This is a genomic window from Bacillus sp. FSL R5-0447, assembly GCF_038606125.1.
Taxonomy (GTDB): domain Bacteria; phylum Bacillota; class Bacilli; order Bacillales; family Bacillaceae; genus Bacillus; species Bacillus velezensis.
In genome coordinates this window covers 3,400,243-3,412,981 of the sequence record NZ_CP152012.1, presented here as the reverse complement: position 1 = coordinate 3,412,981, position 12,739 = coordinate 3,400,243, and the positions used below count along the sequence as shown (strand labels likewise).

Genomic DNA, 12,739 nt, shown 5'->3' with positions numbered 1-12,739 from the left:
GGTGATTATGATGAAAAGCATCATTAAAGAAAAGTACGGCATCCACGTCAGACAGCTTTCCGTTTATCAGAAATACCAATGCTTCCAGACGCCTAATTCCTTCTTTCTTATAATTCCCGTTTCCGGGTTTTCGCAATCAGAGCTGACGGAGCTTTACTACATGAGTCAGTATTTACAAGAACAAAGTGACCCATACGTTTCAGTGTTTATCTTTACGAAGGAAGGAGAACTGACCTTTGAGGACGAAGGCAAAACGTATGCGCTCTTAAAAGCGCCGATTCCCGTCTCAAATCGGTCGTTTTCCGTCGGAGGGGAGCTTGCCGAATTTCACAGAAAAGGGCGGGGTTTTCCGTACGAAGTGAAAGAAGCGGGCAGGATCGGCCAATGGAAGGACTTATGGGGAAAACGGGTGGATCAGCTGGAATCATTCTGGATGCAGAAAATTCATATGTCTCCGCTTGAACCGTTCGAAAAGAAAATGATCGAAGCATTTCCTTATTATTCAGGCTTAGCGGAAAACGCCATTCAATATTTAGTGGATACGGAGCTGGATGACAATCCCGGCGCAGAAGACTCGGGGACAATCTGCCATCAGCGGATGGAACGGGATACCTGGTCGGAGGAATCATTGATCCGCATTCCGGGCGATTGGGTATTCGACCATGCCGCCCGTGATATTGCGGAATATATGCGCAGCACATATTTGTATCATCGTGACGACCTGCTCAAAGATGGATTTTTGTTTCTGCAGGAATATGAGCAAGTTACGCCGTTATCCTCCTTTTCCAAACGCCTGTTTTACAGCCGCCTGCTGTTTCCGCTCCATTTCTTCGAGACGGTGGAGAGCTATTACATTTCTCATGATTCTGAAAAACAGTTTTACGAAGAGCAGCTTGACTACATTCTTGCCGACTGCACTCGCTATGAACAGTTTTTACAGACATGTCACAACATGATGAATGTCAGGTCGGCGCAGGTTTTTGTCCCGCCTGTGGCGTGGCTCGGAAAAGGAATCAGTTCGTAAGAAAATATGACGTAAAAATATTTAGAAAATAGGGAATCTTGTCATATCAATGTGTTAAGCGTTTTCATAGCCGTAGAAACAATATTCAGCCGCTTGTCAAAACAAATGCGGGCTTATATAATATTTGTAACTTAAATGTCTGTGAAGGGTTAACAATTGTCCTTTTCTAGTGGACAAAAGGAAGAAAGGTGGAGTTTCTCTTTGGAAGCGATTCGTATTGGACTGTTAGGACTGGGAACCGTGGGAAGCGGAGTCGTCAAAATTATACAAGATCATCAGGATAAGCTTATGCACCAGGTCGGCTGTCCGGTGACGATCAAAAAAGTGCTAGTTAAAGATATTGATAAAAAACGAGACGCAGATCTGCCGAAAGAAGTGCTGACGACAGAAGTCTATGATGTGATCGATGACCCTGAGGTCGACGTGATTATTGAAGTCATCGGCGGTGTCGAACAGACGAAGCAATATCTTCTTGATGCCTTGAAAGCGAAAAAACATGTTGTGACCGCAAATAAAGATCTGATCGCCGTATACGGGTCAGAGCTTTTAGCCGCCGCAAAGGAAAATGGCTGTGACTTGTATTATGAAGCGAGTGTCGCCGGCGGAATCCCGATTTTACGCACGCTCGAAGAAGGCCTTTCTTCTGACCGGATCACAAAAATGATGGGAATCGTCAACGGAACGACGAACTTCATCTTAACGAAAATGATTAAAGAAAAAAGCCCGTATGAAGAAGTGCTGAAGGAAGCGCAGGATCTCGGATTCGCGGAAGCGGACCCGACCGCCGATGTAGAAGGGCTCGATGCCGCACGCAAGATGGCGATTTTAGCCCGTCTCGGCTTCTCTATGAATGTCGATCTGGACGATGTCAAAGTAAAAGGAATTTCCCGGATAACGGATGAAGACATCAGCTTCAGCAAACGGCTCGGCTATACGATGAAGCTGATCGGCATCGCCCAGCGTGATGACAATAAAATCGAAGTCAGCGTTCAGCCGACACTGCTCCCGGATCATCATCCGCTCTCTGCGGTGCATAACGAGTTTAATGCCGTTTACGTGTACGGAGAAGCCGTCGGCGAAACGATGTTTTACGGCCCCGGAGCCGGAAGCATGCCGACTGCGACATCGGTCGTTTCCGATCTGGTCGCGGTCATGAAAAACATGCGTCTCGGCGTAAACGGAAACAGCTTTGTCGCCCCGCAGTTTGAAAGAAATCTGAAGCAGCCGTCTGATATCTATGCCCAGCAGTTTTTAAGAATTCACGTCAAAGACCAGGTCGGCTCTTTTTCAAAAATCACATCGGCCTTCTCAGAGCGCGGCGTCAGCTTTGAAAAAATTCTGCAGCTGCCGATCAAAGGCCATGACGACCTCGCGGAAATCGTCATCGTCACGCATCATACATCGGAAGAAGATTTCAGTGACATTCTGCAAAACTTAAATGACCTCGAAGTCGTACAAGAAGTAAAAAGCACATATCGCGTAGAAGGGAACGGTTGGAGCTAATGTGGAAAGGACTCATCCATCAATATAAAGAATTTCTGCCGGTGACGGATCAGACGCCGGCCCTGACATTGCATGAAGGCAACACACCGCTGATTCACCTGCCGAAACTTTCCGAAAAGCTCGGAATTGAACTGCATGTGAAAACAGAGGGCGTTAATCCGACGGGATCCTTTAAAGACCGCGGCATGGTCATGGCGGTCGCCAAAGCGAAAGAAGAAGGCAATGATACCATCATGTGCGCCTCTACAGGGAACACATCCGCGGCAGCTGCGGCATACGCGGCGAGAGCCGGCATGAAATGCATCGTCATCATCCCGGACGGAAAAATCGCCTTCGGAAAACTTGCGCAGGCCGTCATGTACGGTGCGCAAATCATCGCGATTGACGGAAACTTTGACGACGCGCTGGCCATCGTCCGGTCGATTTGCGAAAAATCACCGATTGCATTAGTGAATTCAGTAAACCCTTACCGGATTGAAGGGCAAAAAACAGCGGCCTTTGAAGTATGCGAACAGCTTGGCGGAGCGCCGGACATTCTGGCGATCCCGGTAGGTAATGCGGGGAATATCACGGCCTACTGGAAAGGGTTCAAAGAATATCATGAGAAAAACGGCACCGGACTTCCGAAGATGCGCGGTTTTGAGGCGGAAGGTTCTGCGGCTATCGTCCGCGGCGAAGTCATTAAAAATCCAGAGACCGTTGCGACGGCAATCCGAATCGGGAATCCTGCCAGCTGGGACAAAGCGGTGCTCGCTGCGGAAGAATCAGCCGGAAAAATTGATGAAGTCACAGATGAAGAAATTCTTCACGCTTATCAGCTGATTGCCCGTGAAGAAGGCGTGTTTGCCGAACCGGGCTCCTGTGCATCCATCGCCGGCGTTTTGAAACAGGTAAAATCCGGTGAAATTCCAAAAGGCAGCAAGGTTGTCGCAGTTTTGACCGGAAACGGCCTGAAAGATCCGAACACGGCTGTAGACGTATCTGACATAAAACCGATTACACTGCCGACAGATGAGGACAGTATTCTGGAATACTTAAATGGAGCGGCGCGTGTATGAATGAGGCGGAGATGCTGTTTTCCATTACGGTTCCGGGAAGCACCGCCAACTTAGGACCTGGGTTTGATTCCGTCGGGATGGCTCTCAGCAGATATTTGAAGCTTTCGGTTTTCCGAAACGATGAATGGCAGTTCTCGGCGGAAACCGAAACTGTCGCGGGCATCCCTCAAGGAACGGACAACCTCATCTACCAAGTCGCCAAACGGACGGCTGACCGCTATCAGAAAGAGCTGCCGCCCGCCCATGTCAAAGTGTGGAGTGACATCCCCCTTGCACGGGGTCTCGGAAGCAGCGCGGCCGCTATCGTCGCCGCCATTGAGCTTGCGGATGAGTTATGCGGCCTGCAGCTGTCGGAAAGCGACAAACTGCACTTAGCGAGTCTTGAAGAGGGACACCCTGATAATGCCGCTGCTTCCCTTGCAGGAGGGCTTGTGATCGGCCTTCACGAAGAAGATGAAACACATATCGTGCGTGTTGCCGAAGCGAATATCGACGTTGTGGCAGTGATTCCGTTTTATGAAGTTCTGACCAGGGACGCAAGAGACGTGCTCCCGAAAGAGCTGCCGTACCGGCACGCCGTTAAAGCAAGCGCCGTCAGCAACCTTCTCGTTGCTGCGATCATGTCAAATGACTGGGCGCTCGCCGGGAAAATGATGAGAAAAGACATCCTCCATCAGCCGTACCGCGCCATGCTTGTTCCTGAGCTTTCAAAGGTGGAACATGCGGCCGAAATGAAAGGCGCCTACGGGACGGCGCTGAGCGGAGCGGGACCGACGATTCTTGTCCTGATTGAAAAAGGAAAGGGAGAAGAGCTGAGAAAACAGCTTTCTGAGCATTTCCCCCACTGTGAGATTGCATCGCTTACCGTCCCGCCAGAAGGAAGCGTAATTGAACGGAATCCTTTAGAGCAGGTGAAAAGTGTATAATGATAAAAAAGCGTTCTTCCCATCAGAGAAGGACGCTTTCTTTTTCTGGAGAAGGATTTTTATTTAGGGAAGCGAAATAAAAAAGAAAAGGAGGAGATACGATTGAAAAAACTCATAACCGAGGAGGACATTGCGTCACTCGTATCCGTGACAGACCCGCAATATGCCCCTGACGGCAGAAGAGCCGCTTACGTCCGGACAACAGTCAATCATAAGCGTGATTCCTATTCCTCAGCCATTATGGTATATGACACAGAATCCGGCATCTCAAACCCGTGGACTTTCGGGGACAACAGAAATACAAGTCCGCGGTGGTCACCTGACGGACGGCGCCTCGCCTTTGTTTCTGACAGGGAGAACGGCATCCCTCAGCTGTACATCATCGACGCTGCCGGCGGAGAGGCGGAGCAGGCGGCCGATATTCCTTGGGGCGTATCAGATCCGATATGGGCGCCCGACGGCAGATCCGTGCTTGTGTCCGTCAGTCTGACATCAGCGGAGCGCGCCGATGAGAAAGAAAAAAAGAAGCATGACGAGTATGAGCCGGTTGATATTCAGTCATTAACATATAAACGTGACGGGAAAGGCCTGCTGAACGGAAGCTGGGCCCAGCTTGTGCTGATTCATCTTGAAACGGGTGAGATTCGGCAGCTGACGGATCATGAAGCGGATCATTATGGCGCGGCCTTTTCACCGGATGGCAGGCAGCTTGCGTTTACCGCCAATTTATGCGAGCCGGGTGACGCCGGAAAGCCGAGCGATGTCTATCTGATGAATCTGGCGGACGGAAGCCTGAAGCAGATTACGCCGCACCGCGGTTCTTTCGGTTCCTGCGTGTTTTCACCGGACGGGTCTTATATCGCGATGCTGGGCCATGAAAATGAATTTCGCAATGCGACTTTAGAGAAAGCGTGGCTGTACGAAGTGAAAACTGAGCGGCTCTCCTGCCTGACCGACATGCTGGATGTTCATTTGAGCGATGCGCTGATTGCGGATTCAATCATAGGAGGGGTGACGCCCCGGCCTGTATGGACAAACGACGGGCAGGGTTTTTACGTTCTCGGGAGCGAGCAGGGAAGCACCGGTATTTATTATATCTCGATTGACGGCCTCGTCTATCCGATCCGATTAGAAGAAGAGTACGTGAACGGTTTTGCTTTTCATCCTGATCAGAAAAGCTGTATCGCTGTCATTGCCAAACCCGCACAGCCTTCCGAGCTTTACAGCATTTCACTCGAAGATGGGGAAGAGAAGCAATTGACATCCGACAATGATCGGTTTATTGAGGAGCGCATCATATCCGTGCCGGAAAAGCTGCAATATGAAACAAAGGACGGGCTGACGGTAAACGGCTGGTTTTTAAAGCCCGCCGTTTTTGAAGAGGATCAAACTTATCCGCTCATTCTATACATACACGGCGGGCCTCACATGATGTACGGCCATACGTATTTTCACGAATTCCAAGTGCTGGCCGCACAAGGATATGCTGTCGTGTATGTCAACCCGAGAGGAAGCCATGGCTACGGGCAGGATTTTGTCAATCGTGTCAGGGGTGATTACGGAGGCGGAGATTACCGTGATGTCATGCAGGCGGTGGATGAAGCCGTTCAGGCGTATCCGTTTATTGACAGCGGCCGTCTCGGTGTGACGGGCGGAAGCTACGGAGGGTTTATGACGAATTGGATTGTCGGGCAGACCGGCCGTTTTAAAGCAGCCGTCACGCAGCGCTCCATTTCAAATTGGTTCAGCTTCCACGGTGTCAGCGATATCGGTTTCTTTTTTACTGACTGGCAGCTCGGACATGATTTGTTTGAGGAAGCGGATAAGCTTTGGGATCGTTCTCCTGTAAAATATGCGTCCCGCGTTTCGACGCCGCTTTTGATCCTGCATGGTGAGCGAGATGACCGCTGTCCGATAGAGCAGGCGGAGCAGCTCTTTACCGCATTGAAGAAACTGAACAAAACGACGTCGTTCATCCGGTTTCCGAAAGCCACGCATGAGCTGTCGAGAAGCGGTCATCCGGAACAGCGGATGAAACGCATCCGTTATATTTGTTCATGGTTTGATGACTATTTGTAAAAAATAAAAAACCAGGCTGTCATGCAGCCTGGTTTTATGATTAAAATACTTGTTCTACTTCAACGACACCCGGTACTTCTTCAAGAAGGGCGCGTTCGATTCCGGCTTTCAGCGTAATCGTTGAACTTGGGCAGCTGCCGCATGCGCCAAGGAGGCGAAGCTTTACAATGCCTTCGTCTACATCAACAAGCTCACAGTCACCGCCGTCACGAAGCAGAAACGGACGTAATTTATCCAATACTTCCTGTACTTGCTCTTTCATTTCAACCTCAGTCATGAGATTCGCTCCTTTCATATACATAAAACCATTATATTCACAGTAACGGTAAAAATCTAATGTTTGGTTTGCAAAGCTGCTTTCCCCATTATAGCATATTTAAACTTGAACATAAAAACCGTTTTTTATACAAAAGCTGCCCCGTCCTTTGTATACTGGTGTAAAGGGGATGATATACATGACAAAGCCGGTTACGCTCAGTGTTTACGGCGCTGAAACGCTTTGCGCAAGCTGCGTGAATATGCCGAGCGCCAAAGATACGTTTGAATGGCTGGAGGCGGCGCTGCAACGGAAATATCCGGAACAGCCTTTTCACATGCGGTATATTGATATTGACGCACCGCCTCAGCAAAAGGAGACAGAAGAGCTTGCGGAGCGCATCAGAAACGATGAATTTTTCTATCCGCTCGTGCTGGTGGAGGATGTCATTGTGGGGGAAGGGAATCCGCATTTAAAAGATATATATGAAGAAATGGAAAAGCGCGGCTATGTTGCGGGCTCTTAAAAATGGCCGCTGATCGCAATCAGCGGCTTTTTTCTTATCAGCCGTTATGATGCTTGTACATCCATAAAAGGCCTGATTTTAATAAACGGGGCACACGCCCGATGAGCGGACGGTCGTTGACAAGACCGAAGCCCGCTTTTTTTCCGAGTGAACCGAGAACGCCTTTCAGCTTAAATTGCGGCATTGTTTCCGGCAGCGCTTCATTGTTCCAGCGTTTCAGGAGGATCTGCACAATTTGTTCCGCTTGCGCTTCAGCCAGCTGGGCGCTCGGCGCATGCGGCAGGCTCGCGCAATCACCGACGACATAAACATGCTCATCGCCCGGAAGGTTGTGATGCGGTGTTAAAACGATGCGGCCTTGCGGATCTTTTTCAGCGTCCAGTTCTCTGACGGCTTTATTCGGCTGAATTCCCGCCGTCCACACGATGGCATCGGCCGGTATTCCTTCATCATGATTATAAACGATCCCGTCTTCCACTTTTGTAATATTCGCATTATTGATAATGGTGACGCCGTGTTCTTCAAACCATTTCTGAACATACTTGCTGAGTCTTTTCGGAAAGCTTGATAAAATCAGGTCGCCCCGGTCAAATAACATAATCTTCAGATCGTCACGGCTCTCTCTTAATTCACTGGCAAGCTCCACGCCGCTTAATCCCGCTCCGACGATAGCGACAGATGCATTGGCGCCGAGGTTGTTCAGCTTTTGATAGGCTTCGCGTGACTGATCAATGGTCTGAATGCTGTAAGTATGTTCCGGCGCGCCGGGCACGTTATGATACTTATCCTCGCAGCCCAGTCCGATCACCGCGTCATCGTAAGAAATCGGTTCGCGGTCATGAAACAGAACCTGTTTGTTTTTCGTGTCGACGGAAGCCACCTCACCGTATTGAACATCCAGATTCGGATGCTCAGGAAAAGACACCCTGATATGATGATCAGAAATCGTGCCGGCGGCGAGCGCATAATATTCTGTTTTTAAGCAGTGATACGGGTTTCTGTCAATCAGCGTGATGGATATATCTGACGGAAGCTGGTTCGGCAGTAAGCGGTGCAGCACCCGCATGTTTCCGTACCCCCCGCCGATCAAGACCAATTTTTTCATAATGATTCCCCTTTTGCCCGAAAAATATGGTAGTCAATGTTGTTACAAAATAACGAACTATGTAAAATAACATCTAGAATTATATCGAATTTGATCTAAAACCACAATAATAGTTTTAAAATAACCTACAAATTGACCAGAAAACACGTAATAGTAAAACCTTTAACCTGAATTAATATGTTACGATAACATTGAACGTGAAACCGGATCTTTGACGAATAGAGGAAATTCCGTTAGGATAAGGTACATATGTGAGGTGAAACCGCATGAATCCGATGATTGAATTCTGTGTCAGCAATTTAGCGCGCGGTTCCCAGGAAGCACTTGAGATCTTAGAGAAGGATCCGAACTTGGACGTGCTTGAATACGGCTGTTTAAGCTATTGCGGGAAATGCATGGAGTCCCTGTTCGCCCTGGTCAACGGCGAAGTGGTCACGGGAGGCACGCCTGCTGAACTGGTTGACAACATATATACATTCATAGAAGAAAATCCGATGTTTTAATCAGAGGCTCCGAACGGGGTCTCTTTTTTATTGCGCCCGGGTTTTGGCAAAATAAAAAATTTGTAGACAGCAAAAATAAATATTGTTATCTTAATAAAGACTTTTTTTAAATAAAATTTTAGAGGTGGATTCATTGAATATCGTTTGGGGGCTGCTCGGGGCAGTTGCTATATTAGCCATTGCTTTTTTGTTATCAGAGAAGAAAAGCAAAATTAACCTGCGAACCGTCATTGTCGGTTTATGTTTACAAATGGCCTTCGGATTCATCGTATTAAAGTGGGACGCCGGACGGGCCGTATTTTTATGGTTCTCAAGCCGTGTGCAGCTTCTCATTGATTATGCGAACGAAGGCATCAGCTTTATTTTTGGCCCGCTGTTAAAAGTGGGCAGCAGCCCGGCTTTTGCGCTGAGCGTTCTGCCGGTCATTATCTTTTTCTCAGCGCTGATTGCCGTTTTGTATCACTTGAAAATCATGCAGCTCATCTTTCGCGTCATCGGAGGCGGACTGTCAAAACTTCTTGGGACAAGCAGAACGGAATCGCTTGCGGCGGCTGCGAATATTTTTGTCGGACAGTCTGAATCACCGCTTGCCATTAAACCGCTGATTGCGGGATTGACCCGTTCCGAGCTGTTTACGATTATGACGAGCGGCCTTTCGGCTGTAGCGGGTTCGACGCTTTTCGGTTACGCCCTGTTAGGCATTCCGATCGAATACTTGCTGGCGGCCAGCTTTATGGCGGCTCCCGCCGGTCTCGTGTTCGGAAAAATTTTAATACCTGAAACGGAAAAAACGCAGACGATAAAAGGCGATTTTAATATGGACGAAGAAGGCGAAGGCGCCGCTAATGTGATTGATGCAGCGGCAAAAGGCGCGTCCACGGGCCTTCAGATTGCTCTAAATGTCGGCGCCATGCTGCTTGCGTTTGTCGCGCTCATCGCCGTAGTGAACGGAATTCTCGGCGGAATCGGCGGCTGGTTCGGTTTCAAACATATTACATTAGAATCCATTCTCGGTTACGTGTTTTCACCGATCGCATTTGTAATCGGCGTTCCTTGGCATGAAGCGCTCGGAGCGGGAAGCTATATCGGACAGAAACTTGTGCTGAATGAGTTTGTCGCTTATTCAAACTTCGGTCCGCATATTGCGGACTTTTCTAAAAAAACGTCTACGATTATCAGCTTTGCGCTGTGCGGATTTGCCAACTTCTCTTCGATTGCGATTATGCTTGGCACACTGGGCGGTTTGGCCCCAAGCCGCCGTTCGGACATTGCGCGCCTCGGATTAAGAGCGGTTATTGCGGGAACACTCGCAAACCTTCTCAGCGCGGCGATTGCCGGCATGTTTATGTAGTAAACGATAAAAGCTCCCTGCATATGCAGGGAGCTTTTATGTATGAAAAACGGGGGATATTTGTATTGTGTCCGAGCAGAAGAGCTTTTATACTAAGTAAAAGAAAAAAAGTTGGAGGCCGATATGAATTCATTCCGTTTTACCAAGATGCACGGTCTTGGAAACAGTTATATATATGTAAATCAATTTGAAGAACAGCTGCCGGAAGAACGGCTGGCTGAGATTGCCGTTAAAGTGTCCAGTATTCACACGGGCATCGGCTCTGACGGAATGATCCTCATCTGTCCGTCAGAAAAAGCGCCCGTCAAAATGCGGATTTTTAATAATGACGGCTCAGAAGGGAAAAATTGCGGCAACGGCCTTCGCTGTGTGGCAAAGTACGCATACGAACATAAGCTGATAGAAGAAACGTCCTTTTTCATTGAGACGCTTTCAGGTCTAGTGAAAGCAGACATTACAGAGGACAACGGGATTGTGCGTGAAGTCGCCGTTGATATGGGCGAACCGCGCCTCACCAAAAAAGAGCTGCCGATGCTCGGCAATGAAGATGAACGGACGATCGATGAAACCTTTGTTTTTGGAGAAACGGAGCTTTCCGGAACAGCCGTATCAATGGGAAACCCCCATATTGTTTTTCCGGTTGCGGATATCAATCAAGCGCCTCTTACAACGCTCGGTCCCGTCATTGAAAAAGACCCGAGATTTCCGGAAGGCGTCAATGTCGAATTTGTGGAAACCGTCAGCGCCGATGAACTTCATTTCCGCGTATGGGAACGCGGCTCCGGCATTACACAGGCTTGCGGAACAGGCGCCTGTGCGGCGGCTGTCGCATCCGTATTGAACGGTGTTTCCGAACGAAACCGGGATATCACCGTTCATTTAGCGGGAGGCGACCTTGTAATTAATTGGCAGGACAACGGGCACGTGCTGATGACGGGCCCCGCCGAAACCGTATGCAGCGGCGTCTATTATTTGTAAACAGCTCGTTTGAGAAATACTCTCCTCAAGGTTTATAATAGATATCAGCATCCGTTTTTAAAAAAAGGAGGTCTACCTATGAGTGTTCCAGTAACCATCACTGAAGCAGCGGCTTTGCATATAAAAGATATGATGAAAGAGCATGAAGAAGAAAACGCGTTTCTCCGTGTGGGCGTAAAAGGCGGCGGCTGCAGCGGCCTGTCTTACGGAATGGGATTTGAGCACGAAAAAGGCGAAAAAGACAGCATGTTTGAACAGCACGGAATCACCGTTTTGGTCGACAGCGAAAGCCTTGATATTATGACCGGCACGATCATTGACTTCAAACAGTCCATGATGGGCGGCGGTTTCACCATTGACAACCCGAATGCCATAGCTTCCTGCGGCTGCGGTTCATCTTTCCGCACGGCCAAAAACGCCGGTACGCCGGAAGAGTGCTAAGGGTCAACCCGCCATTCTTAGGATGAAAAAATATGACGTCTTTCTTTCCGGTGGCGCTTGCACCATTGTTAAGGAAGGCGTTTATCTGTTTAATAAAAGCAAAACCCGCTCAACAGAAGCGGGTTTTCCTTTTTCAAAGAGGTTATTCGATTGTATGTTTCATCGCATGGTACATATTTGCCGTATGTTCATCGGCTTTATCCCGTGACATGCGCAGCCGTTCTTCTGAAGAACCATATCCGATTTCTTGTTTGCCCTCTTTCAGTCCTTTAAAAATCCCATCAGCGAATTCATCCAGCGGTTCTCCTTGAGTATGCAGCCCTGCTCCGCCTAAATCTGTATTCACCGCGGGAGGCGCAACTTCAATCACTTCTACAGATGAATCAGAAAGCTGATGTCTCAGACTCATTGTAAATGAATGAAGCGCCGCTTTCGTTGCTGAATAGATCGGTGCAATGGCAAGCGGTGTAAAAGCCAATCCCGAAGAGACGTTAATGACAGCCGCATCTTCTTTTCCGGCAAAAAACGGAGCGAACAGCATAGACAGGTGGAAGGGAGCTTCAATGTTCGTTGTGATTTCTTTATTGAAATAGTCCCAATTGTCCTTCGCATCCGCTTTCAGCACATGAAAACGTTGTTGAATCCCCGCGTTGTTTACTAACACATTCACTTCCGGATAATTTTCTTTCACCCAATCAAACAGTGATATACGTTCAGATGGAATGCTCAAATCACTGACATATGTAATAAGATCCGGGAATGTTTCCTTTGCTTTTTGAAGAGCGTGCTCACGCCGTCCGGTCACGATGACTTTATTTCCCGCTTTTAAAAACCGTTCTGCGAAAGCCAATCCTATTCCGGCATTTCCGCCTGTAATCAGTATTGTATTTCCCGTCAGTTTCATATTAACTCCTCTTTTCCGATTGTTTTTACATTTCTTTGTCACATTTCAGCTTTGATCCAATCAATATATTCATCCCGCAAATAGG

The 12,739-nt window shown here is 48.4% G+C and carries 13 protein-coding genes; 10 read left to right on the top strand and 3 right to left on the bottom strand.

Going from position 1 to position 12,739, the window contains the following annotated elements:
• The first annotated feature begins 7 nt into the window (after positions 1 to 7).
• The 5 genes from yutH (at position 8) to NYE68_RS17225 (ending at position 6,590) form a co-directional block, all read left to right on the top strand.
• Entirely contained in the window at positions 8 to 1,024 is a 1,017-nt protein-coding gene (gene yutH / locus NYE68_RS17245; RefSeq protein WP_007613555.1) for a spore coat putative kinase YutH, read from the top strand.
• 201 nt (positions 1,025 to 1,225) lie between these two features.
• Positions 1,226 to 2,527, top strand: coding sequence for a homoserine dehydrogenase (locus NYE68_RS17240; RefSeq protein WP_003151938.1), 1,302 nt, complete (start codon positions 1,226 to 1,228; stop codon positions 2,525 to 2,527).
• Positions 2,527 to 3,585, top strand: a complete 1,059-nt coding sequence (gene thrC, locus NYE68_RS17235) for a threonine synthase (protein WP_227051428.1) — start codon at positions 2,527 to 2,529, stop codon at positions 3,583 to 3,585. The genes NYE68_RS17240 and thrC overlap by 1 nt, the downstream gene beginning before the upstream one ends.
• Positions 3,582 to 4,511 (top strand): homoserine kinase, encoded by a 930-nt coding sequence (gene thrB, locus NYE68_RS17230; protein WP_324636420.1) that lies wholly within the window; start codon positions 3,582 to 3,584, stop codon positions 4,509 to 4,511. The genes thrC and thrB overlap by 4 nt, the downstream gene beginning before the upstream one ends.
• Before the next feature lie 102 nt (positions 4,512 to 4,613).
• Positions 4,614 to 6,590, top strand: a complete 1,977-nt coding sequence (locus tag NYE68_RS17225; protein WP_324636422.1) for a S9 family peptidase — start codon at positions 4,614 to 4,616, stop codon at positions 6,588 to 6,590.
• Between the two features lie 40 nt (positions 6,591 to 6,630).
• On the opposite strand, the gene NYE68_RS17220 is transcribed toward NYE68_RS17225, so the two are convergent.
• Entirely contained in the window at positions 6,631 to 6,966 is a 336-nt protein-coding gene (locus NYE68_RS17220; RefSeq protein WP_169510385.1) for a NifU family protein, read from the bottom strand.
• Between the two features lie 79 nt (positions 6,967 to 7,045).
• Here NYE68_RS17220 and NYE68_RS17215 point away from each other — a divergent pair, with 79 nt between their 5' ends.
• Positions 7,046 to 7,372 (top strand): YuzD family protein, encoded by a 327-nt coding sequence (locus NYE68_RS17215; RefSeq protein ID WP_015240509.1) that lies wholly within the window; start codon positions 7,046 to 7,048, stop codon positions 7,370 to 7,372.
• Between the two features lie 37 nt (positions 7,373 to 7,409).
• On the opposite strand, the gene NYE68_RS17210 is transcribed toward NYE68_RS17215, so the two are convergent.
• Entirely contained in the window at positions 7,410 to 8,477 is a 1,068-nt protein-coding gene (locus tag NYE68_RS17210; protein ID WP_324636423.1) for an NAD(P)/FAD-dependent oxidoreductase, read from the bottom strand.
• Positions 8,478 to 8,743: 266 nt separating this feature from the next.
• Here NYE68_RS17210 and NYE68_RS17205 point away from each other — a divergent pair, with 266 nt between their 5' ends.
• The 4 genes from NYE68_RS17205 (at position 8,744) to NYE68_RS17190 (ending at position 11,750) form a co-directional block, all read left to right on the top strand.
• Complete coding sequence (locus NYE68_RS17205) at positions 8,744 to 8,980, top strand: YuzB family protein (RefSeq protein ID WP_007408721.1); 237 nt, start codon at positions 8,744 to 8,746, stop codon at positions 8,978 to 8,980.
• 133 nt (positions 8,981 to 9,113) lie between these two features.
• Positions 9,114 to 10,331, top strand: a complete 1,218-nt coding sequence (locus NYE68_RS17200) for a NupC/NupG family nucleoside CNT transporter (RefSeq protein ID WP_053574118.1) — start codon at positions 9,114 to 9,116, stop codon at positions 10,329 to 10,331.
• A 123-nt stretch (positions 10,332 to 10,454) separates the two neighbouring features.
• Positions 10,455 to 11,309: a diaminopimelate epimerase gene (dapF, locus tag NYE68_RS17195; RefSeq protein WP_324636424.1), complete on the top strand. Its 855-nt coding sequence runs from the start codon at positions 10,455 to 10,457 to the stop codon at positions 11,307 to 11,309.
• Positions 11,310 to 11,387: 78 nt separating this feature from the next.
• Positions 11,388 to 11,750 (top strand): iron-sulfur cluster assembly accessory protein, encoded by a 363-nt coding sequence (locus NYE68_RS17190; RefSeq protein WP_003151967.1) that lies wholly within the window; start codon positions 11,388 to 11,390, stop codon positions 11,748 to 11,750.
• A gap of 142 nt (positions 11,751 to 11,892) precedes the next feature.
• Here NYE68_RS17190 and NYE68_RS17185 read toward each other — a convergent pair whose 3' ends face one another.
• Positions 11,893 to 12,654 (bottom strand): SDR family NAD(P)-dependent oxidoreductase, encoded by a 762-nt coding sequence (locus NYE68_RS17185; protein ID WP_015418134.1) that lies wholly within the window; start codon positions 12,652 to 12,654, stop codon positions 11,893 to 11,895.
• Positions 12,655 to 12,739 lie beyond the last annotated feature (85 nt).